The sequence below is a fragment of the Mycobacterium sp. NPDC050041 genome (assembly GCF_049541695.1).
Taxonomy (GTDB): Bacteria; Actinomycetota; Actinomycetes; order Mycobacteriales; family Mycobacteriaceae; genus Mycobacterium.
On the sequence record NZ_JBMVDG010000006.1, the window covers coordinates 113,390 to 138,408 of the forward strand.

At 69.6% G+C, this 25,019-nt stretch carries 21 protein-coding genes; 17 read left to right on the plus strand and 4 right to left on the minus strand.

All coding sequences use genetic code 11. The annotated features are described in order from the left end of the window. Positions 1–23: 23 nt before the first annotated feature. Genes ACPCHZ_RS19430 through ACPCHZ_RS19440 form a run of 3 tightly spaced genes read left to right on the plus strand, consistent with a single transcriptional unit; the run spans position 24 to position 3,723 of the window. On the plus strand, positions 24–1,430 hold the full coding sequence (locus ACPCHZ_RS19430) for an allophanate hydrolase (RefSeq protein WP_423486224.1): 1,407 nt from the start codon (positions 24–26) through the stop codon (positions 1,428–1,430). Continuing rightward, positions 1,427–2,134 carry a cysteine hydrolase family protein gene (locus ACPCHZ_RS19435; RefSeq protein ID WP_423486225.1) on the plus strand — a complete coding sequence of 236 codons (708 nt, stop codon included), beginning with the start codon at positions 1,427–1,429 and terminating at the stop codon, positions 2,132–2,134. Before ACPCHZ_RS19430 ends, ACPCHZ_RS19435 begins: the two co-directional genes overlap by 4 nt. Next, entirely contained in the window at positions 2,131–3,723 is a 1,593-nt protein-coding gene (locus tag ACPCHZ_RS19440; protein ID WP_423486226.1) for a regulator, read from the plus strand. Before ACPCHZ_RS19435 ends, ACPCHZ_RS19440 begins: the two co-directional genes overlap by 4 nt. A gap of 10 nt (positions 3,724–3,733) precedes the next feature. On the opposite strand, the gene ACPCHZ_RS19445 is transcribed toward ACPCHZ_RS19440, so the two are convergent. Continuing rightward, complete coding sequence (locus tag ACPCHZ_RS19445; protein WP_423486227.1) at positions 3,734–4,117, minus strand: cupin domain-containing protein; 384 nt, start codon at positions 4,115–4,117, stop codon at positions 3,734–3,736. Between the two features lie 85 nt (positions 4,118–4,202). Between ACPCHZ_RS19445 and ACPCHZ_RS19450 the strand changes: the two genes are divergently transcribed. Together ACPCHZ_RS19450 and ACPCHZ_RS19455 are read left to right on the plus strand one after the other, a co-directional pair. Continuing rightward, the gene (locus ACPCHZ_RS19450) at positions 4,203–4,697 is read left to right on the plus strand and encodes a nucleoside deaminase (RefSeq protein WP_423486228.1); all 495 of its coding nucleotides are present in this window, start codon (positions 4,203–4,205) and stop codon (positions 4,695–4,697) included. Continuing rightward, a complete protein-coding gene (locus tag ACPCHZ_RS19455) occupies positions 4,694–6,007 on the plus strand; it encodes an alpha-amylase family protein (protein WP_423486229.1) in 1,314 nt (437 codons plus the stop codon). Before ACPCHZ_RS19450 ends, ACPCHZ_RS19455 begins: the two co-directional genes overlap by 4 nt. Before the next feature lie 17 nt (positions 6,008–6,024). On the opposite strand, the gene ACPCHZ_RS19460 is transcribed toward ACPCHZ_RS19455, so the two are convergent. Further along, positions 6,025–6,453 carry a DUF1810 domain-containing protein gene (locus tag ACPCHZ_RS19460; RefSeq protein WP_423486230.1) on the minus strand — a complete coding sequence of 143 codons (429 nt, stop codon included), beginning with the start codon at positions 6,451–6,453 and terminating at the stop codon, positions 6,025–6,027. A 95-nt stretch (positions 6,454–6,548) separates the two neighbouring features. Here ACPCHZ_RS19460 and ACPCHZ_RS19465 point away from each other — a divergent pair, with 95 nt between their 5' ends. From ACPCHZ_RS19465 to ACPCHZ_RS19520, 12 genes are all read left to right on the plus strand, one after another. Further along, positions 6,549–8,723: an adenylate/guanylate cyclase domain-containing protein gene (locus tag ACPCHZ_RS19465; RefSeq protein ID WP_423486231.1), complete on the plus strand. Its 2,175-nt coding sequence runs from the start codon at positions 6,549–6,551 to the stop codon at positions 8,721–8,723. After that, complete coding sequence (locus ACPCHZ_RS19470; RefSeq protein ID WP_423486232.1) at positions 8,720–10,120, plus strand: mechanosensitive ion channel domain-containing protein; 1,401 nt, start codon at positions 8,720–8,722, stop codon at positions 10,118–10,120. Before ACPCHZ_RS19465 ends, ACPCHZ_RS19470 begins: the two co-directional genes overlap by 4 nt. Positions 10,121–10,127: 7 nt before the next feature. Further along, the gene (locus tag ACPCHZ_RS19475) at positions 10,128–11,387 is read left to right on the plus strand and encodes an alpha-hydroxy acid oxidase (RefSeq protein WP_423486233.1); all 1,260 of its coding nucleotides are present in this window, start codon (positions 10,128–10,130) and stop codon (positions 11,385–11,387) included. Between the two features lie 132 nt (positions 11,388–11,519). Beyond that, a complete protein-coding gene (locus tag ACPCHZ_RS19480; protein ID WP_423486234.1) occupies positions 11,520–12,521 on the plus strand; it encodes an esterase family protein in 1,002 nt (333 codons plus the stop codon). Between the two features lie 176 nt (positions 12,522–12,697). After that, positions 12,698–15,028 (plus strand): endopeptidase La, encoded by a 2,331-nt coding sequence (gene lon, locus ACPCHZ_RS19485; protein ID WP_423486235.1) that lies wholly within the window; start codon positions 12,698–12,700, stop codon positions 15,026–15,028. Between the two features lie 93 nt (positions 15,029–15,121). After that, the gene (locus ACPCHZ_RS19490; protein WP_423486236.1) at positions 15,122–16,162 is read left to right on the plus strand and encodes an LLM class flavin-dependent oxidoreductase; all 1,041 of its coding nucleotides are present in this window, start codon (positions 15,122–15,124) and stop codon (positions 16,160–16,162) included. Between the two features lie 22 nt (positions 16,163–16,184). Next, a complete protein-coding gene (locus ACPCHZ_RS19495) occupies positions 16,185–16,517 on the plus strand; it encodes a TfoX/Sxy family protein (RefSeq protein ID WP_364983735.1) in 333 nt (110 codons plus the stop codon). Positions 16,518–16,556: 39 nt separating this feature from the next. Next, positions 16,557–17,189: an endonuclease gene (locus ACPCHZ_RS19500; protein ID WP_423486237.1), complete on the plus strand. Its 633-nt coding sequence runs from the start codon at positions 16,557–16,559 to the stop codon at positions 17,187–17,189. Then, on the plus strand, positions 17,190–17,954 hold the full coding sequence (locus tag ACPCHZ_RS19505) for a DUF72 domain-containing protein (RefSeq protein WP_423486238.1): 765 nt from the start codon (positions 17,190–17,192) through the stop codon (positions 17,952–17,954). It abuts the gene before it with no gap. Positions 17,955–17,963: 9 nt separating this feature from the next. After that, a complete protein-coding gene (locus tag ACPCHZ_RS19510) occupies positions 17,964–18,557 on the plus strand; it encodes a hypothetical protein (protein WP_423486239.1) in 594 nt (197 codons plus the stop codon). A gap of 135 nt (positions 18,558–18,692) precedes the next feature. Beyond that, entirely contained in the window at positions 18,693–19,307 is a 615-nt protein-coding gene (locus ACPCHZ_RS19515) for a hypothetical protein (RefSeq protein WP_423486240.1), read from the plus strand. After that, on the plus strand, positions 19,307–22,459 hold the full coding sequence (locus ACPCHZ_RS19520; protein WP_423486241.1) for a helicase HerA domain-containing protein: 3,153 nt from the start codon (positions 19,307–19,309) through the stop codon (positions 22,457–22,459). The genes ACPCHZ_RS19515 and ACPCHZ_RS19520 overlap by 1 nt, the downstream gene beginning before the upstream one ends. Here ACPCHZ_RS19520 and dctA read toward each other — a convergent pair. Together dctA and ACPCHZ_RS19530 are read right to left on the minus strand one after the other, a co-directional pair. Then, complete coding sequence (gene dctA, locus ACPCHZ_RS19525) at positions 22,446–23,807, minus strand: C4-dicarboxylate transporter DctA (protein ID WP_423486242.1); 1,362 nt, start codon at positions 23,805–23,807, stop codon at positions 22,446–22,448. The genes ACPCHZ_RS19520 and dctA overlap by 14 nt on opposite strands. Before the next feature lie 109 nt (positions 23,808–23,916). After that, positions 23,917–24,966 carry a substrate-binding domain-containing protein gene (locus ACPCHZ_RS19530; protein WP_423486243.1) on the minus strand — a complete coding sequence of 350 codons (1,050 nt, stop codon included), beginning with the start codon at positions 24,964–24,966 and terminating at the stop codon, positions 23,917–23,919. Between the last annotated feature and the right edge of the window lie 53 nt (positions 24,967–25,019).

A 25,019-nucleotide genomic window follows, 5' to 3' on the forward strand; every position in this document is an offset into this window, starting at 1 on the left:
CATTCTGTCGACAATCGACGGTTATGCCAGTGGAAATGCGCGGCCCGACTGCCGGTCCGTCGGTGGCCGAGATCCTGTCCTCGCACGCCGGCGGGACCGGTTCCCCCAGCAGGACCGCCGCGCGGGTGGCCGACGCCATCGCAGCACAGGGCGACGACGGGACGTGGTTGTCGACGGTGCCGCGCGAGGAGTTGCTCGCCGCCGCCGCCGAGATCGAGACCCGCACGGGGGCACGGACGTTGCCGCTCTACGGCGTGCCGTTCGGGGTCAAGGACAGCATCGACGTCGCAGGCGTGCCGACCACGCTGTCGTGCCCGGACTACGCCTACGTCCCGGACCGGACCGCACCCGCCGTGCAGCGGCTGCTCGACGCAGGCGCCCTGTACGTCGGCAAGACCAACCTGGACCAGTTCGCCACCGGCCTGAACGGCACCCGCACCCCGTACACCGTGCCGCGCAGCGTCTACGGAGACGAGATGATCTGCGGCGGATCGAGCTCGGGGTCCGCACGGGCGGTGGCGCTGGGCCAGGTCCCGTTCGCGGTCGCCACCGACACCGCGGGCTCCGGGCGGGTGCCCGCCGCGCTCAACGGCGTCGTGGGCTTCAAGCCGTCGCGCGGGCTGATCAGCACCGTGGGTCTGGTGCCCGCCTGCAGGTCGCTCGACTGCCTGAGCGTCATGGCGGGCTGCGTCGACGACGTCGACCGCGTCATCGCGGTGATGGCCGCGCGCGACGACGACGACCCGTGGTCGCGCGACCCCGGCCCGCGGTACGCCGGCGCCGAGATCCGCGTCGGACTGCCCGGCGCGGACGAACTCGAGTTCTTCGGCGACACCGCCATGGCCGACGCGCACATGGCGTTCCGTGATCAGCTGTCCCGCCGTCACCACGTGGTGGACGTCCCGCTCGCGCCGTTCCTGGCCGCAGGCGCCCTGCTCTACCAGGGCCCGTGGGTGGCGGAGCGGCTGGTCGAGTTCGGCGAATTCCTCGCCACCGCAGCCGAATCGATCCACCCGGTGGTGCGGGACATCCTGCGCGGCGGACAAGCCTACACCGCCGTCGACGCGTTCTCCGCACTGCAGCGGCTGCAGGAACTCAAGGCGACGGCAGGCCGCGTCTGGGAGCGGATCGACGTGCTGGTGGTGCCCACGGTCGGAACGACGTTCACCGTGGCGCAGGTGCTCGACCGCCCGATCGACACCAACACGATGCTCGGCCACTACACGCACTTCGGCAACCTGCTCGACCTGCTCGGCGTGGCGGTACCGCTCGGCGTCACCGCCGACGGCAGGCCGCACAGCGCGATGCTGCTCGGCGGCACTCTCACCGACGACACCGTCCTGCAGTTCGCCGCGCAGATCCTCGACGAGCCGCGCGCCGCCGTCACCGCCCACGCCAGAGCCGTTGTGACCACCGAGGAGCACGTGTGATTCAGTCAGCCGAGATCGCCGCCGCGCCAGGCCCGTTCACCGCGGTGGCCGGGAAGATCGCGCTGATCGTCATCGACATGCAGCGGGACTTCCTGTTGCCGGGCGGATTCGGGGAGAGCCTCGGAAACGATGTCGGCCGTCTGCAGCGGGTGGTCGCTCCGCTGGCCGCCCTCATCGCTGCGGCACGCTCGGCCGGGGTCATGGTGATCCACACCCGCGAAGGGCACCGGCCCGACCTGTCGGACTGCCCGCCGGCCAAACTCAATCGCGGCGCCCCGTCCCAGCGGATCGGCGACCCGGGCCGCTACGGCCGCATCCTCATCCGCGGCGAATACGGCCACGACATCGTCGACGAGCTGGCGCCACTGCCCGGCGAGACGGTGATCGACAAACCGGGCAAGGGCGCGTTCTACGCCACCGCACTGCAGGAGGTGCTGACGTCGGCCGGTATCAGCCAGCTGCTGATCACCGGCGTCACCACCGAGGTGTGCGTGCACACCACCACCAGGGAGGCCAACGACCGCGGATACGAGTGTGTCGTCGTATCCGACTGCGTCGGTTCGTATTTCCCGGAATTCCAGCGGGTCGGACTGGAGATGGTCGCCGCGCAGGGCGGCATCTTCGGCTGGGTCGCCGACACCGCCGCCGTGATCCCCGCCCTCGACGCTCTGTCCACCCCCGCAGCCCAGGAGATCGCCACGTGAGCACCGACCTCGAGCACACCCCTGCCGATCCGCCCGCCGAGGCGGCGCCGCCCAACCCGTGGTGGACGCGCGGCGATCTGAACGCCTTCTTCGGGCTGGGCTTCAACATCCTGGTCAATGTGCTCACCCTGACCGGCCTGATGATCGGCGTCATCGCCGTACCCGCCGGCGACGTGCTCGGCACCGTGCTGCCCGCGCTCGGCGTCGCGCTGATCCTCGGCAACCTGTACTACACCTTCCTGGCGCGGCGCCTCGCCCGCCGGGAGAACCGTTCCGACGTCACGGCGCTGCCGTACGGACCGAGCGTGCCGCACATGTTCATCGTCGTCTTCGTGGTGATGCTGCCCGTCTACCTCAACACCGACGACCCGGTGCAGGCGTGGCAGGCAGGACTGGCCTGGGCGTTCCTGATCGGCGTCATCGTGATGATCGGCGCCTTCGTCGGGCCCTACATCCGCAGGCTGACACCGCGGGCCGCGATGCTCGGCACCCTGGCCGGCATCTCCATCACGTTCATCTCCATGCGGCCGGCCGCCCAGATGTGGGAGGCCGCGTGGATCGGCCTGCCCGTCCTGGCGATCATCCTGATCGGCTTCTTCACCGATGTCCGCCTGCCGGGCAACATCCCGGTCGGGCTGGTCGCACTCCTGATCGGCACCGCCATCGGGTGGGCGGGCGGCTACATGTCGGCCCCCGACGTCGGGCAGGCGGTCTCCGACATCGCGCTCGGCGTTCCCGACCTCCGGCTCGACCTGTTGGTCAACGGCCTCACCGACCTGGCGCCGCTGCTCGGCACGGCGATCCCGCTCGGTGTCTACAACTTCACCGAGGCGATGAGCAACGTGGAGAGCGCCGCGGCGGCGGGCGACAACTACAACCTGCGCAGCGTGCTGCTCGCCGACGGCGCGGGCGCGGTCGTCGGCTCGGCGTTCGGATCGCCCTTCCCGCCCGCGGTCTACATCGGGCACCCGGGCTGGAAGGACGCCGGGGGCCGCGCGGGCTACTCGCTGGCCAGCGGTGTGGTGATCGGGGTGTTCTGCTTCATCGGCCTGTTCGGCGTGCTCGACGCGCTGCTGCCGGTGCCCGCGATCGTGCCGATCCTGCTGTACATCGGCCTTCTCATCGGGGCGCAGGCGTTCCAGGCGGTGCCCCGGTTGCACGCCGTGGCCGTGGTGGCCGCGCTGTTGCCCAACCTCGCGCAGTGGGCGCACGGCCTGATCGACAACGCCCTCAACGCCGCGGGCACCAGTGCGAACGCGGTCGGGATGGAGGCGCTCAACGGGGCAGGGGTGGTCTACGAAGGACTCAAGACGCTCGGCGAGGGGGCGGTGCTGGTCGGCCTGATCCTGGGCACCATGGTGACGTTCATCCTGGAGAAGAAGTTCCTCTACGCGGCGGCAGCCTCGGCGGTCGGCGCCGTGTTGTCCTTCGTCGGGCTCATCCACGCCCCCCAGGTGGCATGGGCGGCCAGCCCCCAGGTGGCACTCGGGTACCTGTTCTTCGGCGCCATCTGCGCGGCGTGCACGCTGCTGCCCGGCGCGAGAGATCCGGTGACCGTGGACGAATCGGACGTCGTCGCGGGGCACTGAGGCCGGCAGGTCAGTCCGCGACGAACGCGACCTCGGTGGTGTCGGCGAGCACGACGTACAGCCTGCGCCACGGCTCGGAACCCTCGAGCCGCCACTTGTGCCCGGATCCGGCGGTGTCCTCGGCGAGCAGCACGTCGCCCGCGCCGAGGGTGAAGTCCTCGCCGTCACGGGTGGAGAACACCAGGCTGCCCGCGAGCGTCACCACCAGTTGACGGACCGGCGCGGTGTGCCAGGCCAGCGCGCCGCCGGCCGCGGTCTCCTCGACCGTCACGTGGGTGGACGGCATCACCGCGGACACCAGGTCGTCGTTGCGGCCCGGGCGCATCTCCAGCCGCCCGATCTGGAACCGAGACGTGTCGTCGTCGCCCGTCCACAACCGCACGCACCGGATCATCTGGTCACCGTAATGGTGTTCGCGCAGCTCCGCGCGTCCAATCGGCCATCCGTCATCGGGGCGGCGCACGCTGCGTAAACTGCGCGTGGTGATCAGTGACGACGACCTCGGCAGGCTGCACCGCTGCGTCGAACTCGCCCGCACCGCGCTCGACGCCGGCGACGAACCCTTCGGCTCACTGCTCGTCGACGAGGCAGGCGAGATCCGCTTCGAGGACCACAACCGCGTCAAGGACGGCGACGCCACCGCCCATCCCGAATTCGCCATCGCCCGCTGGGCCGTCGACCACCTGAGCCCCGCCGAGCGGGCGCGCGCGACGGTGTACACCTCCGGCGAGCACTGCCCGATGTGCGCGGCCGGTCACGCCTGGGTCGGACTGGGCCGCATCGTCTATGCGACGTCGTCGGCCCAGCTGGCCGGCTGGCTCGCCGAATGGGGTGCCCCGCCACCCCCGGTGGCCACGCTGCCGATCACCACCGTCGCGCCCGCCGTCGCCGTCGACGGGCCCGCACCCCAACTGGCCGACACCATGAGGGCGCTCTACGAGGCGAAGTTCCGTCCGGCGGGAACCCCGGCGTGACCGGGCCGGACTGGGTGCGGCACGCGATCTGGTGGCAGGTCTACCCATTGGGGTTCGTCGGCGCGCACCCGGCCGACCCCGCGCCAGGACCCGACGAGCACCGGCTGCGGCGCATCGTGGACTGGCTGGATCATGCGATCGCACTCGGCGGCTCCGGCCTGGCGCTGGGCCCGGTGTTCGCCTCGCGCACCCACGGCTACGACACCACCGACCATTACCGCATCGATCCGCGCCTCGGTGACGACGCCGACTTCGACCACCTCGTCACCGAAGCGCACCAGCGCGGGCTGCGGGTACTGCTGGACGGCGTGTTCAACCACGTCGGCACCGACTTCGATCGCTACCAGCGGGCTGTCGACGGCGATGCCGGCGCCCGGGCGTTCTTCCGCACGCGCGGCGGCGAGTTCGGCACCTTCGAGGGGCACGGCGAACTCATCGCGCTGGACCACCGCAACCCCGAGGTGGTCGGTTACACCGTCGACGTGATGCGGCACTGGCTGGCGCGCGGCGCCGACGGCTGGCGGCTGGACGCCGCGTACGCGATGCCCGATGACTTCTGGGCGCAGGTGCTGCCCGCGGTGCGGGAGTCGTTCCCCGACGCGTGGTTCGTCGGTGAGGTGATCCACGGCGACTACGCCGCCCAGGTGGCGGGGGCCGGGTTCGACTCGGTGACGCAGTACGAGCTCTGGAAGGCGGTCTGGAGCAGCCTCAACGACGGGAACTTCCACGAGCTGGACTGGGCGATGCAACGCCACAACGACTTCCTCGCGTCGTTCGTCCCGCTGACCTTCGTCGGCAACCACGACGTCACGCGCATCGCCAGCAAGCTGGAGAACCCGCGCCACGTCGAGCACGCGCTGGTGTTGCTGTTCACCATCGGCGGCACCCCCAGCGTCTACGCCGGCGACGAACTGGCCTATCGGGGCGTCAAGGAGGAGCGGTTCGGCGGTGACGACGCGATCCGTCCCGAATTCGGTTCTCCGCCTTCGCTTTCAGATGATGCCGCGGGCGACTCCTACCGGCTGCACCAGCATCTCATCGGGCTGCGCCGGCGCCACCCGTGGTTGCACGAGGCGACGACCTCCGCGCTGGCGCTGACCAACACGCACTACGTCTATCAGACCGCGCGCGATGGAGAGCGGCTGCTGGTGGCGCTCAACGTCGACCCGGCCGAGCCGCTGCGAGTGTCGTTGTCCGAGCTCGGATTCGGCCACGGCCGGGTGATCGCCGGTTCCGGGGCCCCGCCGACGGAGGAGATCGAGCACACCGAGGTCGCCCCGCACGGCTGGGTGGTCATCGCACCGGGCTGATCGGTGCCCGGGTGCGCTCAGCCCAACCGCTCGACGGTCGCCGGGTCCTGCTCGCCGCCGTAGAACGTCTCCAGCACGGCGGCGAAGTCGGCGTCGTCGTCGGCCGCGCGGGCGAACAGCGTCATCGACGAGCGCACCTTGAGCACGTCGGGGAAGCCGAAGACGTCCTCGGCCGACCGTCCCTCGAGCTGCTGGACCAGGTGCGTGCATTCCCGCAGCCGCGGTCCCAGCACCGGGTGCTCGAGGTAGCCCCGTGCCTCGGCGAGCGATGCGATGCCAAACCGGTCGGCGGTGGCACTGCGGCCCAGTCCGCGCAGCTGCGGGAACACGAACCAGATCCAATGCGAGCGCTTGCGGCCCGCCCGCAGTTCGGCCAGCACCGTGTCGTAGACGGGCTCCTGCGCGGTCACGAAGCGCTGCAGATCGAAGGCGTCGTCGGTGGTCATGTCCGCCACGGTGACACATGTCGGCCGCTGTGTCGGCGACAATTTGCCCACAGCCCCCGCATCGGGCCGTCGGGCCAGCTAGCCTTCTAGTCTCGATGACGACTTCCGAGGAGCCGGACTCCTCTCACCCCACCGTGCCGGCTCCCGCCCGCCGAAGCCTGCGGCGCCGCGTGTTGTCGCGCATCAGCATCCAGTCGAAACTCCTGGTGATGCTGCTGCTGACCAGTGTGCTGTCGGTGGCGGTGGTCGGGTTCATCGGCTACCAGTCGGGACGTTCGTCGCTGCGGGAGTCGGTGTTCGACCGGCTCACCGAGATCCGCGGCTCCCAGTCCCGCCAACTCGAGTCGAAGTACACCGACCTGAAGAACTCGCTGGTGATCTACACCCGCGGCGCCACCGCGACCCAGGCCGTCGAGGCGTTCACTGCCGGATTCGACCAACTCAGGGACGCGACGATCAGTCCGCCGCAGTCGCAGTCGGTGATCGACTACTACAACAACCGCTTCGCCGTCGCGAAGCGCGAGCAGACCGGCGACGAACTCGACGCGCGAGCGATCCTGCCGACGTCGGCCGCCCAGCGATACCTACAGGCCTATTACACCGCCCCGTTCGACGACTTCGACAAGGCGATCCAGTTCGAGGACGCCGGCGACGGCAGCGCGTGGTCGGCCGCCAACGCCCGCTACAACGACTTCTTCCGGGAGATCGTCACCCGTTTCGGGTTCGAGGACGCGCTGCTGCTCGACACCCGCGGCAACGTGGTCTACACCGCGTACAAGGGCGTCGATCTCGGCACCAACATCCTGACCGGGCCCTACCGGGAGGGTCAACTGCGCGACGCCTACCAGAAGGCGATGGCATCCAACGCCCTCGACTACGTCGGCGTCACCGACTTCAGCAACTACCTCCCCGCCGACGAGCCCACGGCGTGGATGCTCTCCCCGGTCAACTCCGGCGGCCAGGTGGCGGGCGTGATGGCCCTCCAGTTCCCGATCTCGAAGATCAACCGGCTGATGACCGCCGACCGGGAGTGGGAGGCCGCAGGCATGGGCACCACGGGCGAGACCTTCCTGGTCGGGCCCGACGACCTGATGCGGTCGAACTCCCGCACGTTCATCGAGAATCCGGAGCAGTTCCGAGCCGACGTCATCGACGCGGGAACGCCGCCGGAAATCGCCGAGGATTCGCTGCGCCAGCACGGCACCACGCTGGTGCAACCTGTCGCCAGCGACGCGACCCGTGAGGCCCAGCGCGGTCAGACCGGCACGGTCATCGAGGACGACTACCTCGGTCACAAGTCGCTACAGGCCTACGCGCCGGTGGACCTGGAGGGGCTGAACTGGTCCATCATCGCCAAGATCGACACCTCCGAGGCGTTCGCGCCGGTGTCGGCGTTCACCCGCACGCTCGTGCTGAGCACCGCCGTGATCATCTTCGTGGTGTGCCTGGCGGCGATGTTGCTGGCCCGGTTGTTCGTGCGGCCCATCCGCCGCCTCGAATCCGGTGCGCAACAGATCAGTTCGGGTGACTACCACGTCACGCTGCCCGTCCGCACCCGCGACGAGTTCGGCGACCTGACAGTGGCCTTCAACGACATGAGCCGCAATCTGGCGATCAAGGAGGAACTGCTGGCCGAGCAGCGCCGGGAGAACGACCGGCTGCTGTTGTCGCTGATGCCCGAACCCGTCGTCCAGCGCTACCGCGAGGGCGAGGAGACCATCGCCCAGGACCACCAGGACGTGACGGTGATCTTCGCCGACATCGTGGGCCTGGAGGAACTGTCGTCGGACCTGAACTCCGACGAGCTGCTGATGATCGTCAACAAGCTGACCCGTCAGTTCGACGCCGCTGCGGAGAATCTCGGGGTCGAGCAGGTGCGCACGCTGCACAACGGCTACCTGGCCAGCTGCGGTCTCTCGGTGCCCCGGCTCGACAACGTCCGGCGCACCGTCGATTTCGCCGTCGAGATGCAGCGCACGATCGACCGGTTCAACGCCGAGACCGGTCACGAACTGGAACTGCGCGCCGGCATCGACACCGGCACCGTCAGCAGCGGGCTGGTCGGACGGGCCACGCTGGCCTACGACATGTGGGGGTCGGCGGTCGACCTGGCCTACCGGGTGCAGAGCGGGTCACCGCAGGCCGGCATCTACGTCACCTCCGCGGTGTACGACGCGATGCGCGACAGCCGGACCTTCAGCTCCGCGGGCGTGGTCGCGGTCGACGGCGAGGAACAGCCGATCTGGCGGCTGACGGAGCGGCAGCCGTGACCAGCATCCTGGCCGAGACGTGGTTCTACTGGGCGCTCGGCATCGCGATCGGATTCCCGGTCGCCCTGGTGCTGCTCACCGAGATCCACAACGCCCTGCGCCGCCGCAACAGTTTCCTGGCCGGCCCGGTGCACGTGCTGCGCAACTACATCCTGCCGCTGGGCGCCCTGCTGGTCCTGATGGTGGGAGCGATGCAGATCTCCGGCGAGACGACGCCGGTGCGCATCGTCGCCACGGTGTTCGGCGTCGTGGTGCTGGTGCTGCTGCTGTCCGGGCTGAGCGCCACCGTGTTCCAGGGCGCGCCGGAAGGCACGTGGCGCAAACGCATTCCGTCGATCTTCCTCGACGTGGCGCGCTTCGCGCTGATCGCCATCGGCGCCGGCCTCATCCTGGCCTACATCTGGGGCGCCAACGTCGGGGGTCTGTTCACCGCGCTGGGCGTGTCGTCCATCGTGCTCGGGCTGGCGCTGCAGAACTCGGTGGGCCAGATCATCTCGGGGCTGCTGGTGCTGTTCGAGCAGCCCTTCCAGCTCGGCGACTGGATCCAGACGCCGTCGGCCAAGGGCCGGGTGATCGAGGTGAACTGGCGCGCCACCCACATCGACACCGGCGGCGGCACCCAGGTCATCCCGAACTCGGTGCTCGCCGCGGCGTCGTTCACCAACTTCAGCAGGCCGCCGGGGGCCCACTCGCTGGCGGTCACCACCATCTTCTCCGTCGACGACCCGCCCGACGACGTGTGCGCCATGCTCAACCGGGTGGCGGCGGCGCTGCCACAGCTGCGGCCGGGCGCCACGCCGAACAGCGTGCGATCGGGCAGCCTGGAGTACACCACCGGGATCCCGCTGCGCTCACCGGCCGACGACTTCGCCGCCAGATCGCGTTTCCTGCGCTGGGTCTGGTACGCGGCCCGGCGCGAGGGGCTGCACCTCGACGAGGCCGAGGACGAGTTCGAGACGCCGGACCGGATGCAGCGTTCGGTGCGGATCATCGCGCCGACCCTGCGGCTCAACCAGTCCGACCAGGAGGACCTGCTCGCCCACGCCCGGCTGACCCGATTCGGCACCGACGAACACCTCCAGGTCGCCGGCCAGGTCCCCAAGCGGATGATGTTCATCGTCAACGGCAAGGTCCAGCTGGTGGCCACGGACGACGACGGCGGCGCGATTCCCATCCGTACCCTGGAGGCCGGTGAGTTCCTCGGGCAGACCACGCTCACCCGTGAGCCCGTGACCGCCGCCGCGTACGCACTCGAGGAGGTGACCGTGCTTCAGGTCGACCGCGAACACATCGAAGACCTGGTGGCTCGAAAGCCGATGCTGCTGCAGGAGATCGGCCGGGCGATCGAGGAGCGGCGGGCGAGCCTGCGGCGCGCGCTGGCCGCCTCGGAGAAGTAGGCCCGCGGTGAAACGGCACCTGCCCCGGCCGGCCGAACTCGCCCCGCTGATCGGCTTCCGCAAGCCGCAGCTCGACGCGACGAAGCGACGCCTCGACCGGGCGCTCACGATCGACGACCTGCGGCGGATCGCGAAACGCCGCACACCGCGGGCGGCCTTCGACTACACCGACGGTGCGGCCGAGGAGGAACTGTCGCTGGCCCGCGCCCGGCAGGCCTTCCTCGACGTGGAGTTCCACCCGACGATCCTGCGCGATGTCGAGACCATCGACACCTCCGTCGACATCCTCGGTGCGTCGTCCGCGCTGCCGTTCGGCATCGCGCCGACCGGTTTCACCCGGCTGATGCACACCGAGGGCGAGGTCGCCGGGGCCCACGTCGCCGCCCGCGCCGGCATTCCGTTCTCGCTGTCGACGTTGGGCACCAGCTCGATAGAGGACGTGAAGGCGGCGAATCCGAACGGCCGCAACTGGTTCCAGCTGTACATGTGGAAGGACCGGGAGCGGTCGATGGCCCTGGTGGAGCGGGCCGCCGCGGCCGGCTTCGACACCCTGCTGGTGACGGTGGACGTGCCGGTGGCCGGCGCGCGGCTGCGCGACACCCGCAACGGCATGTCCATTCCGCCGACGCTCACCCTGCGCACGGTCCTCGATGCGATCCCTCGGCCCCGGTGGTGGTTCGACCTGCTGACCACCGAGCCGCTGTCGTTCGCGTCGCTGGACCGCTGGCCGGGCACGGTCGCGGAGTACCTGGACTCGATGTTCGACCCGACCGTCACCTTCGACGACCTCGCCTGGATCAAGCAGCAGTGGCCGAACAAGTTGGTGGTCAAGGGGATTCAGACGCTCGAGGACGCCAGAGCAGTCGTCGACCTCGGGGTGGACGGTGTGCTGCTGTCCAACCACGGTGGCCGCCAGCTGGACCGGGCGCCGGTGCCGTTCCACCTGCTGCCGGTGGTGGCGCGTGAACTCGGCGCCGATGCGGAGATCCTGGTCGACACGGGCATCATGTCCGGGGCCGACATCGTCGCGGCGTTCGCGCTCGGCGCCCGGTTCACCCTCGTCGGCCGGGCCTACCTGTACGGCCTGATGGCCGGTGGCGAGGCCGGGGTGCAGCGAGCCGTCGACATCCTGGCCGGCCAGATCGGGCGGACCATGCGCCTGCTCGGGGTCACGTCGCTGCAGGAACTGACACCGCGCCACGTCACCCAGCTGCGCCGGATGCGTCCTGTTCCGATCGGCGGCGAAGGTCTCGAGCCCGACGCGTAATCGTTAGCCAACCGCGACAACGCATCCGGGTGTTGGTACCAGTGTGACTGGTGAGGCCCGTGTTTCACTTTTCGAGCACAGCAACGGCAATTGCTTGTGGCATGCAAAACGAAAGGTGGGTTGGTTGCCGTTATGAAGTTCGTCAGAAGGTTTCGCGGTACAGCAATGTGGATGCGCAGGCTGGCGGTGGTTGCCGCATCAGCGGCCATGCTGCCCGGCCTCATCGGCTTCGCAGGTGGCTCGGCGACCGCAGGCGCGTTCTCCCGGCCGGGTCTCCCGGTCGAGTACCTGGACGTGTTCTCCCCGTCGATGAATCGCAACATCAAGGTCCAGTTCCAGGGCGGCGGCCCGCACGCGGTGTACCTGCTCGACGGCCTGCGTGCGCAGGACGATTTCAACGGCTGGGACATCAACACCCCGGCGTTCGAGTGGTACTACCAGTCCGGGCTGTCGGTGGTGATGCCCGTGGGCGGCCAGTCCAGCTTCTACACCGACTGGTACCAGCCGTCGCGGGGCAACGGGCAGGACTACACCTACAAGTGGGAGACGTTCCTGACCCAGGAACTGCCGGCCTACCTGCAGGCCAACAAGGGTGTCGATCCCAACGGCAACGCCGTTGTGGGTCTGTCGATGGCGGGCAGCACCGCGCTGACCTACTCCATCTACCACCCGCAGAAGTTCATCTATGCCGGCGCGTTGTCAGGCTTCCTCAACCCGTCCGAGGGCTGGTGGCCGATGCTGATCGGGATGGCGATGAACGACGCGGGCGGCTACAACGCCGAGAGCATGTGGGGGCCGTCCAGCGATCCGGCGTGGCGGCGCAACGACCCGATGATCAACATCAATCAACTGGTCGCCAACAACACCCGAATCTGGATCTACTGCGGCACCGGCACCCCGTCGGACCTGGACTCCGGGGCCAACGGCGGGAACCTGATGGCCGCGCAGTTCCTCGAAGGGTTCACGCTGCGCACCAACGTCACGTTCCGTGACAACTACATCGCAGCAGGCGGGCAGAACGGCGTGTTCAACTTCCCGTCGAACGGCACGCACAGCTGGGGTTACTGGGGTCAGCAGCTCCAGCAGATGAAGCCCGACATCCAGCGGGTGCTCGGCGCCCAGGGTGCCGTCTAGATCCACTCACACACCAGGGAGCCTGCCGTCACCCCCACGGCAGGCTCCCTGTCTGTGTGCCGCACGGCGTCGTGGCGAAATCGCGGCGCCGTACGCGCAGAGTGAACGGGATCGGTGCGGGGAACAAAGCGACCGCCGACAGGGTTGAGCGCATCAGGTTCAACTTTGGAGGATGGATGTCTGAAGCAATCGCAGTGCCCGTGTTGTTCGTCAGCGAACCGGTCGTGCTGCCCGGAATGGTGGTGCCCGTCGAGCTCGACGACGCGGCGCGCGCGGCCGTCGACGCGGCACAGGCCAGCGAGAGCGGCAAGCTGCTTATCGCACCGCGCCTGGAGGACCGCTACCCCACCTACGGGGTGATCGCCTCGATCGTGCAGGTCGGGCGCGTCCCCGGGGGCGGCGCCGCGGCGGTGGTGCGCGGTGAGCGGCGCGCCCACATCGGTTCCGGCACCACCGGGCCGGGCGCCGCATTGTGGGTCACCGTGCAGGAGGCGCCGGAGCCCGAGAGCTCCGAGGAGACCAGGGCGCTGGCCGCGGAGTACAAGAAGCTGCTGCTGGCCATGCTGCAGCGCCGGGAGGCGTGGCAGATCGTCGACGTGGTCAACAAGATCACCGACCCGTCGGCGCTCGCCGACACTGCCGGGTACGCGTCGTACCTGTCCGACGTCCAGCGCCGCGAATTGCTGGAGACCGAGGACGTGGCGCGTCGCCTCCGGCTGCTGATCGACTGGACCGGCGAGCACCTGGCCGAGGTCGAAGTCAACGACAAGATCGCCGAGGACGTCCGGTCCGGGATGGACAAGCAGCAGAAGGAGTTCCTGCTGCGCCAGCAGCTCAACGCGATCCGCAAGGAACTCGGTGAGGGCGAGCCGGAGGGTTCCGACGACTACCGGGCCCGCGTCGAGGCCGCAGACCTGCCCGAGAAGGTGCGGGAGGCGGCGCTGCGCGAGGTCGGCAAGCTGGAGCGCTCCAGCGACCAGAGCCCCGAGGGCGGCTGGATCCGGACCTGGCTGGACACCGTGCTGGAGCTGCCCTGGAACGTCAGCACCGAGGACTCGACCGACCTGAAGTCGGCGCGGGAGATACTCGACGCCGACCACCACGGGCTGGACGACGTCAAGGACCGCATCGTCGAGTACCTCGCGGTGCGTGCCCGTCGGGCGCAGCGTGGTCTGCAGGTCGTCGGCGGTCGCGGCTCGGGTGCGGTGATGGTGCTGGCGGGCCCTCCCGGTGTCGGCAAGACGTCGCTGGGTGAGTCCGTCGCGCGGGCGCTGGGTCGCAAGTTCGTCCGCGTCGCCCTGGGCGGTGTGCGCGACGAGGCCGAGATCCGCGGTCATCGGCGCACCTACGTCGGCGCGCTGCCGGGCCGCATCGTGCGGGCCATCGGCGAGGCGGGGTCGATGAATCCCGTCGTGCTGCTCGACGAGATCGACAAGGTGGGCTCGGACTACCGGGGCGACCCGAGTGCGGCGTTGCTCGAGGTGCTGGATCCCGCGCAGAACCACACGTTCCGCGACCACTACCTGGACCTCGATCTCGACCTGTCCGACGTGGTGTTCCTGGCGACGGCCAACGTCATCGAGAACATCCCGCAGGCACTGCTGGACCGCATGGAACTGGTGCAGATCGACGGCTACACCGAGGACGACAAGGTCGCCATCGCTCGCGACTACCTGCTGCCCCGGCAGCGGGACCGGGCGGCGCTGACCGATGCCGAGGTGACGGTCACCGACGCCGCGCTGCGCAAGATCGCCGCCGACTACACCCGCGAGCCCGGGGTGCGGCAGTTCGAGCGGCTGCTGGCCAAGGCGCTGCGCAAGGTGACGACCAAGCTCGACGCCGACCCGGCGCCGATCGTGGTCGACGAGCCGGGCCTGGTCGAGTACCTGGGCCGTCCGCGGTTCACGCCGGAGTCGGCCGAACGCACGGCGGTGCCCGGTGTGGCGACCGGGCTGGCCGTCACGGGGCTCGGCGGCGACGTGCTCTTCATCGAGGCCGGCGCCACGGAGAACGGCGCCGGTGAGTCCAGCTTGGTCCTGACCGGTCAGCTCGGCGACGTGATGAAGGAGTCCGCGCAGATCGCCTTGTCCTACGTGCGGGCGCACGCCGAGCAGTTGGGTGTCGACCCGAAGGCGCTGGACCGCAAGATCCACGTGCACGTCCCGGCCGGCGCCGTTCCCAAGGACGGACCGTCAGCGGGTGTGACGATGGTGACCGCACTGGTGTCGATGGCCACCGGCCGTCAGGTGCGCGCCGACGTCGGCATGACCGGTGAGGTCACGCTGAACGGCCGGGTGCTGCCGATCGGCGGTGTCAAGCAGAAGCTGCTGGCCGCCCAGCGCGCCGGGCTGTCGACGGTGTTCATCCCGCAGCGCAACGAGCCCGACCTGGACGACGTCCCTTCTGAAGTCCTGGCGGTGCTCGAGGTGAAGCCGATGACCGACGTGGCCGACATCGTCGCGCAGGCGCTGGAGCCGGCGGCCGAGACGGCGACCGTCGCGGCCTGACAACCGAATACCGCGAGCAGACGCAAATGCTCCCCAATGACCGGCGTGTCGGGGACATTTGCGTCTGCTCGCGCAGAGAGGGGTGAGGCGCACATGCCACGACGCGGAGAGCCGCTGCGCAAGCTCGGCTTCCTGACCATCGGCCGGTTCGACGCCGCCGACCCGCGCCCCGGCATCGAGGAGACCCTCGAGGTGATCGAGCGGGCCGAGGCGCTCGGGTTCGACAGTGTGTGGCTGCGCTGCAGGCACCTGCAGCCCGGGATCTCGTCACCCGTGGCGATCATGGCGGCCGCGAGCCAGCGCACCCGCCGCATCGAATTGGGTACGGCGGTGATCCCGCTGGGGCTGGAGAACCCGTTCCGGCTCGCCGAGGACCTCGCCACCGTCGACCTGCTGTCGGGTGGCCGCATCAACCCGGGTGTGTCGATCGGCACACCGATGCAGTACGACCACTACAAAGCCGCGCTGTACCCGGAATCGCACGACCTGCAGGACTTCTCGAAGGAGCGGGTGCTTCGGCTGCTGCGGGCGCTGCGCGGTGAACCGGTCAGCGACTTCGCCGGCACCGTCGGCATCGAACAGTTCACCGACCACGTGCAGCCGCACTCCCCCGGCCTGGCCGACCGGCTCTGGTACGGCGGCGGGCTGACATCGGCGATCTGGGCGGCCGAGCAGGGGCTCAACTACCTCACGAGCTCCGTGGTGAGCACGCAGGACATCTCCGGGGGCACGTCCTGCGTTGACTTCGCCACCATCCAGGGCCAGCAGATCGACGCCTACCGGGCACACCACCCCCGTCCCGAACGGGCCCGTGTCTCACAGGGTCTGGTCGTCATCCCGACCGACTCCGCCACCGACGGGCAGGTGCGGAGTTACCGGGAGTACGCCGCAAGCCGCCTCGAACGGACCAGGACACCGCAGGGACCGCGAGGCATGCTGTTCTCCCCCGACCTCGTCGGCCCCTCCGACGAACTCGCCGACCGGCTGTACGCGCACGCCGGCTTCCAGCGCGCCGACGAGGTGGCGTTCGCGCTGCCCTTCACCTTCCGGCCCGAGGACTACGCCCAGATCATCGGCGACCTCGCCGAGCACCTCGGACCCCGACTGGAGTGGTCGCCCGCCGACTCACGCTGACGAACCGCGTTACCGTCATGGCGTGGCCTACGACACCGAACTGGCCGACCGCATCCGGGAGCTGCTCGCCGCCGAGCCGGGCGTCGACGAGAAGCGGATGTTCGGCGGCCTGGCATTCCTGATCAACGGCAACATGGCCGTAGCGGCCAGCGGCAGAGGCGGCCTGATGGTCCGCGTCCCGCCGGAGGAGACCGAGCGGCTGCTGCGGCGCGACCACGTCTCGCCGATGGTGATGGCCGGCCGCGAGACCAGGGGCTGGCTGCGGGTCGCCGACGACGGCGTGAAGACCATGCGCCAGCTCCAGTCGTGGGTGCGTCGCGGCGCGGGCTACGCCGCGAGCCTGCCAGCCAAGTGAGGACGTTTCCCGGCACGGCCCACGGGTAAGCCGGACGTGATGGGAGCGAAGGCCGATCAGCTGGTCCGGCGACTGCTGGACTGCGCGGGCACCACGTACGCCGAAGAGGCCGGTGTCCACCTGAAGAACACCCCGATGCCGCTGTTCCAGCTGCTGACGCTGTGCATGCTGGCCAGCAAGCCGATCGACGCCACCATCGCCATGCGGGCCGGACACGAACTGTTCACCGCGGGCATCCGCACGCCGGACGCGGTGCTGGAGGCCAAGCGGCAGAAGATGATCGACGCGTTCGGCAGGGCGGGTTACGCGCGCTACGACGAGAGCTCGGCCACCCGGCTCACCGACATGGCGACCGCGGTGCGCGACGGCTACTCGGGTGACCTCCGCGCCCTCGCCGAATCGGCCGGCCACGACGTGGCGGCGGCGAAGAAGCTGCTCAAGGAGTTCAAGGGCATCGGCGACACCGGCGCCGACATCTTCCTGCGCGAGGTGCAGGACACCTGGACCTGGGTGCGGCCCCACTTCGACGACCGGGCTCGCCGCGCCGCGAAGGCACTCGGCCTGCCCACCGAGCGCCTCGGGGAACTCGCGCCCGGCCGCAACGCCGCGCTGGCCGCCGCACTGGTGCGGGTGTCCCTCGACGACACGCTGCGCGACGAGATCGCCGGGTAGATGATCCGCATCGGCACCTCCGGCTGGTCCTACGACCACTGGACCGACGTGCTCTACCCACCGAAGCTGCCGGTCGCCAAGCGGCTCGCGCACTACGTCGCCGAGTTCGACACCGTCGAACTGAACGCCAGCTTCTACCGGTGGCCGCGCGACGCCACGTTCGAGGGCTGGCGGCAACGCCTCCCCGACGGCTTCACCATGACCGTCAAGGCCCACCGCGGGCTGACCCACTACCGCAGGCTGGCGTCCCCGGAACCGTGGATCGAGCGGTTCGAGCGCTGCTGGACCGCGCTCGGCGACAAGAGCGAGGCACTCCTGGTCCAGCTGCACCCCGCCCTCGCGCGCGACGACGACCGGCTCGACCACTTCCTGACGCTGATGCCCGACCGCATCCCGGTCGCGATGGAGCTTCGTCACCCGTCCTGGAACGATGACGCGGTGTTCGCGCTACTGGAACGCCACCGGACCGCCTACGTCGTGATGAGCGGGCCCGGCATGCCGTGCGTGGCACGGGCGACGAGCGACCGGGTGTACGTGCGGCTGCACGGCCCTGACGACGGTCCGCTCTACGCGGCGGCCTACTCCGACGACGCGCTGCGGCAGTGGGCCGACCTGATCGCCGGCTGGGCGGACGAGGGCAGGCGCGTGGTCGTCTATTTCAACAACGACCTGGGCGGCCACGCCGTCCGCAACGCGCGCACGCTGCGGGAGCTGCTGTCCAACCGCACCCCGGCGTACCGCCGGAATGAGGTTCCGGCACGCTGAAGCACTGACATGCGTGCCACAACTCTGATCGCGACGGCCTCCGCGGCGCTCGCCCTCGCGGGCTGCACTGCCGACACCGTCGTCAACACCGAAGAATCCGCCGCGCCGTCAGCCGCCGCGGCACCGCCACCGCCGGCCGGCCCGCCGCCCAGCAACGCGCACCTGGTCAACGCCTTCTACTACGGCGCGCCGGTGGACGGCCGGACCCGCTACTTCTTCACCACCCCGTCGGGACGCTGGCAGTGCGCCGTCGTGGCCCGGGAGCGGGCCGGCTGCCAGGCCGCCACGGGGACGCTGAGCATCACCGGCGCCCCCGAGACGGTGCCCGACTCCACCGGCGAGCCGACCGCACCCACGGCCGTCATGGTCGAGCGCGAGGGCGACGCCCGGTTCGTCGCGCAGGAGCAGCCCGAGTTCGGGCTGGACCCGGGTCCGGCGAACGTGCTGCCCTTCAACCGGATACTCGCCGTCGGAGGTTTCCGGTGCAACGTGCAGGAGGCCACCGGGATCTCGTGTCTGAGCGAACGCAGCGGCCGCGGATTCAGCTTCTCCGACGAGGGATTCGCGCCGCAGTACACCGACGTGCCCGCGGGGGCGCCGTAGTCTCCACTTCGCCATCGCGCCACGGGTGTGACAAGAATGAAGGCGACACCGTGGAGGGGTATCCGGGTGGGGCGTGGACCGTTTCGCGCTGTCGCCGGTACCCGCGCGAGACCGACGGCAGAAAGGCGAGCGGACGTGACCGTGGCCCCCGACGAGCTGACCGGAACCGAACAGGCGGTGCTCCTGGTGCTGATGGCCGAATGCCGGCCGGTGCCCAACCCGGAGCTCAAGAACCTCGGCCCGGCGCTCGACCAGTCGAGTAGGAACCGGCTGCAGCGGCGTGGCCTGATCGAGGTGACCTCCGGGCGGCCGATGGTGCTCGAGCTCACCGACGACGGCTGGGCGACATGCCGATCGCTGTTCGGAGCCACCGCCCCGGCCCGGCCCTCCGGACAGGGCCGGGCGCTGTACACGCTGATGAAGGCGCTCGACCGGCACCTCGACCGGACCGGGCTCTCGCTGGCCGAGGCGTTCGGGCCGGCCCTGGACGAGGACGTCGACACCCGCGTCCGCCGGAGCTATCGGCAGCTGTCGCGCCGTCCCGGCGGCTGGGTGGGACTCGCGGCGCTGCGCGAACACCTGACCGAGGTGCCGCGCGACGAGCTCGACGCCGCACTGCTGCGGCTGGAACGGCAGCCCGGAGTGAGCCTCATACCCGAGGAGAACCGCAAGGCGCTGACCGAGGATGACCGGGCCGCGGCGCTGCGCATCGGCAACGCGGACAACCATCTGATCGCGATCGAGTCCTGATGCAGACACAGCACCGGGAGGCGCTCGGCGCGCTGCGGCTCAACTCCGTGATGAGCCTGGACGACATCTGGCATTCGCAGAGCACCCACATCGGCGGTCTGCACGAGGACGCACTGGCGGACGTGATGACCGCCTTCCATGAGGTCAGGCGATACCCCGACGCCGCGCCGCTGGGTGTCGTCATCCGGGGACGCGCCGGATCGGGCAAGACCCACCTGCTGGGTCAGGTCCGCGAGCGGGTGCAGGCCGAAGGCGGCTTCTTCTTCATGGTGGAACTGCTCGACGCCACCACCTTCTGGCAATCCGCGCGCGGCGGCATCCTTGAGAGCCTGGGCAGGCCGGGAGCCGTCGAGGAGACCCAGCTCAAGGACCTGCTGTGGCACCTGTCCACGCCCGCGAAGATCGGTCGTGCCACCCGGCGGGACGTCGTGCGCGGTGAGGATCTCGATCCGGAGATGCTCGACGAATTCGTCGTCGCGTGCACGAAGGCCCACGGCGACACCGTGCGGCAGTGCCGTCATGCGCTGCGGGCGCTGATCCTGCTGGGCGCCACCGATCCGTCGCTGCAGGACATGGGTGAGGCGTATCTGACGTCGACCGACGACTCCGGCGGAGATGACCGGGCGGCCTGGGGTCTGCGCCGGCCGGGCAAGACACCGCAGGAGACGGTGCGCGACATCGCGCGTCTCGTCGCGCTCGCGGGACCGGCCGTCATCGGCATCGACCAGATCGACACGCTGCTCGCCCAGTCGGCGGGCAGCACCGATGCGCCGGGCAGCGTCTCCGACAACCGGAATCTCGAACACGTCGCGCACGGCTTGATGTCCATCAAGGAGGCGATGCGGCGCACGGTCCCGGTGGTGGCATGCCTGCCGAGCGTGTGGGAGCTGATCCGCGAACGGGCCACCGCCTCGGTGCCCGACCGCTTCCGCGAAACCCATGTGCTGGAACGCGTGCCGAGCGCGGCGATCGGCCGCTCGATCCTCGAGCGCCGCTTCGCGGCCGGATACGCCGTGTCACGCTTCGACCCGCCCTATCCGAGTTGGCCGATCCTGCCGTCCGCCTTCGACGACGCTCCGCAGTACACGCCGCGCCGGCTGCTGCAGCGGGCCGACGCGCACGTGCGCGCCTGCCTGCAAAGCGGCTCGCTGACCGAACTCGCCCACCTCAACGACGAGACACCCGAGCCCGCGTCCGCGGCCACGGGCGCCGAACGGCACGCCGCGAACACCCACGAGCTGGACCGCCGATTCGCCGAATACCGCGGCGGGGCGGTGGTGGAGGCGGCGCTGGACCCCGACGGCGAGGACACGACGATGCCGAGCCTGCTCGCGGCCGGCCTCGAGGCCTGGATCACCGAGCGCGGCGACGCCGGTCAGGCCTTCCGGCTCGACCCGCCGCCGGGACGGCATGTCGTGCTGCACGGTCGGTTGCGGCAGAGCCTGGACGACGCGACCGACGACGAGCGGCACTGGGCGTTCCGCGCCATCGCCCACGGCAACGCCGTCGCCGTGCAGAACCGGATCCGCAAAGCATGGGACGCAACGGGAATCAGCTCGGACCCGGACCGGCGGAAACTCCTGCTGCTGCGCAATCCGCGGTGGCCCGGCGGCGCCAAGACGGCTGCCCTGATCGCCGAGGTGGAGGCGGCGGGGGCGCGCACCGTCCCGATCGGCCGAGAGGACCTGCGTACCCTCGCCGCACTGCGCGACCTGTTCGACGACAACGATCCCGATCTGCCGGAATGGCTGCGCCTGCGACGGCCCGCGCACGGGATCACGGTCTTCCGCGAGGCGTTCGGAGACCTCACCGGCGATCCGCCACCGCCGGTGCCCGAACCCGTTGCGGCGCAACATCCTACGCCGAGCACCGAGCCCGCAGTGCCGACCTACGCCGCGGTCGAGGAATCGGTCGGCGACGTGCCGCTCGGAGTGGACGCCGCAGGCGCGCCGCTGACGGTGAATCTGCTGGCGCTGCGCAAACACACCGCCATCTTCGCCGGGTCGGGGTCCGGCAAGACGGTGATGATCCGGCGGCTGATCGAGGAGTGCGCGCTGCGCGGGGTCTCGTCGATCGTCCTGGACGTCAACAACGACCTGTCCCGCCTCGGCGAGGCATGGCCGACGCCGCCTCCGGGCTGGAACGCCGCTGACGACGCCCGCGCGGCGCAGTACCTCGACGGCACCGAGGTGGTGATCTGGACGCCACGCAAGAACTCCGGCAGACCGCTGTCCTTCCAGCCGTTTCCGGACTTCGCGGGCGTCCTCGACGACGACGAGGAGTTCGACGACGCGGTGGAATCCGCCGTGGCCGCGCTCGAGGTGCGGGCACTCACCGCGGGCAGGACCGCCAAGGCCAACCTGTCCCGCGCGGTGCTCAAGGAAGCGTTGCGGCACTACGCCCGTCGCGAACCCGACGCGACACTGCCGGGGTTCATCGCCATGCTCGGTGACCTGCCCCATGGCGTCACCGAACTGGCCAAGGGACCCAGACTGGCCGCCGAGCTGGCCGAGAACCTGCACGCCGCGATGGTCAACGACCCGCTGTTCGGTGGGCGGGGCACGCCCGTCGATCCCGGCCGGCTGCTCACCCCGTCTGCGGGACACCGGGCGCGGGTGTCGGTGATCAGCATGATCGGTCTGACCAGCGAGCAGCAGCGCGAAGGCTTCGTCAATCAGCTGCAGATGGCGTTGTTCTCCTGGATCAAGCGCCATCCCGCCGCCGACCGGCCGCTGGGCGGACTGCTGGTGATGGACGAGGCCCAGAATTTCGCGCCGTCGGACCGGCACACCGCCTGTACCCGCAGCACGCTGGCGCTGGTGTCGCAGGCCCGCAAGTACGGGCTGGGACTGGTGTTCGCCACCCAGGCGCCGAAGGGACTGCACCTCAACATCCCCGGCAACTCCGCGACGCAGTTCTACGGCCTGCTGAACGCGCCTGCGCAGATCGCGGTGGCCCGGGAGATGGCCCGCGCCAAGGGCGGTGAGGTGCCCGACATCAGCAAGCTGCGGGCGGGCAACTTCTATGTCGCGCTGGAGGGCAACGCGTTCCACAAGATCCGCGCCCCGTGGTGCCTGTCGCACCATCCGCAGAGTCCGCCCACCACCGACGAGGTGCTCGACATCGCCCGGCGCGGGGTCACCGGGAGCTGATCACCGGCTCCGGCTGTGCCGCCACCGCGTCGACGTCCTCGCCGCGCAGGACGCTGCGCATCCGCTCGCTGTCGAGCTGTCCCTCCCAGCGCGCCACCACCAGCGTGGCGACACAGTTGCCGAGCAGGTTGACCGACACCCGCATCGAGTCCATGATCCGGTCGGCGCCGAGCAGCAGCGCCACGGCGGCCACCGGGATGGCGCCGTGGCCGATCGCGGCGACGGTGGCCGACAGCGCCAGGAACGACGAACCCGGTACACCCGCCATGCCCTTGGACGTCAGCATCAACACCAGCACCGCCATCACCTGTTCGCCGATGCTGAGGTCGACCCCGAGCGCCTGCGCCAGGAACAGCACGCAGATGGACAGATACAGCGTGGCGCCGTCGAGATTGAACGAGTATCCCGTCGGGACCACGAGACCCGTTGTGGTACGCGAACATCCGGCGAAGATCAGCTTGTCCATGATGCGGGGCAGCACCACCTCGGTGGACGCGGTGCCCAGCGCGAGGAACAGCTCGTCCTTGATGTAGGTGACGAAGCGCCACAGGTTGACCCCGGCGAGGAACCACGAGATCGTCGCGAGGATGCCGATGAACAGCGCGGCGCCGAGATAGCACGCGGCGATCAGCTTGGCGTAGCTGCCCAGTGACGAGATGCCGTACTGGCCGATGATGTAGGCCATCGCGCCGAATGCGGCGACCGGCGCGAGCCGCATGATCCAGCCGATGATCGTGAAGAAGATGGTCGACAGGTGCTCGATCATCTCGAACACGACAGGCGGGCCGTGCTCGCCGAACTTGGCCAGCGCCAGCCCGAACAGCACCGCGAAGAACAGCACCTGCAGCAGGTGGTTCTCGGCGAACGCCGACACCACCGAGGCCGGGATGATGTCGAGCAGGAATTCCACGGTGTGCGGCAGTTCGCCGTCATTGGTCTTGGCCGCGACCGCGTCGGCGCCGGTGGCCAGGGTGTCGGCGTCGATGTCGAAGCCGGCACCGGGTTTGACGAGGTTGCCTATCACCAGACCGAACAGCAGCGCGAAGGTGGTGACGACCTCGAAGTAGACGAGCGCCTTGACGCCGATGCGTCCCACCGACTTCAGGTCGCCGACGTGGGCGATGCCGATCACCACGGTGCAGAAGATGATCGGGGCGATCAGCATCTTGATCAGCTTGATGAACGCGTCGGCGACCGGTTTGAGGTCGGCGCCGAACGCCGGCCACAGCCAGCCGACCAGGATTCCCGCCACGATCGCGATCATCAGCTGGATGAACAGCGAGGAGTACCAGGGCTTGCGCGGCGCTGCGGCGCCGGCGTCGTCGTTCTGCAGAGCGCTGTCCGTCATCGACCTTTCATAGCGACGGCGGGTTTCGGCGCGGTGAGTGTCGCGTAACGGCGGCGATAAGCGATGGCGGGACCGGCCACCGTGGTGACCGGTCCCGAGTTCGTGCCCGCTAGGGCTGCTTCTGGCCCGGGATGCCCTCGTAGGCGATGTCACCGGTCTTGAGATTCTGGTTGATCAGATCCGGCAGACCGTCGAGGAACTTCTGCCGCTCGGTCACCACGTGCTGGATCGCGACGTCCACGTTGTCCTTCGTGATCGCCGGCATGATGTACACGGGATTGGTGTTGACCTGCTCCCCCTTGACCAGCTTGTCGGCGACCGCGAGACCCGCCGCCAGTTCGACGGTGCCGTTCTGCAGTGACGTGCCGATGAATTCGCCGCTCTTCACGGCGTTCAGGCCGTCCTCGATGCCGTCGATCCCGACGATGGGCACGTCGCTGCGACCCACCTCCTTGAGGGCCTGAAGGGCGCCCAGACCCATGTCGTCGTTCTGCGCGACCACACCGGTGATCTGGTTGCCGAAGCCCGAGATCCAGTTCTTCATCTTGTTGACGGCCTCGTCGCGCTTCCAGTTCGCGGTGTCGCGGGCCAGCACCTTGATGTCGGGGTACTTCTTCAGCGTCTGCTCGATGCCCTCACTGCGGTCGAGTTCGCCGGACTGCCCGAGCGGTCCCTGCAGGATGACGATGTTGCCGCGGCCGCCGAGGCGGTCGGCCATCATCTGCATCTCCTGCGCCCCGGCCGCCACGTCGTCGGGTTGGACGTTGCCCGCGATGTCCTTGCTCTCCAGCGCGGCGTTGACCGGCACCAGCGGGATGCCCCTCGCCTTGGCCGAGGCCACCTGGGGTCCCAGCGAGTCCGCCTGCACCGGCACCACGATGATGGCGTCGACGCCCTGGTTGATGTACGAGTCGATCTGACTGGCCTGGGTGGAGACGTCCAGATTGGCCGAGTTCCAGACCAACTCGATGTTGTTGGCCTCGGCGTAGGTGTCCATGCCCTCCTTGCCCGCGGTGATGAAGGAGCTCATGTCGTAGACCGACACGCCGATCCTCGTGCTGTCGCTGTTGGCCTCGGTGTCGCCGGCCCCGCAGGCGGTCAGCCCCAACCCCAGCACACCGGCGGCGCCGACGGCGGCCCACTTCGTTCCCAGTCCCATGACGTCTCTCACTCTCGTTGATCGAAGGAAAACTGCCTGTGTCGGGCGTGCGA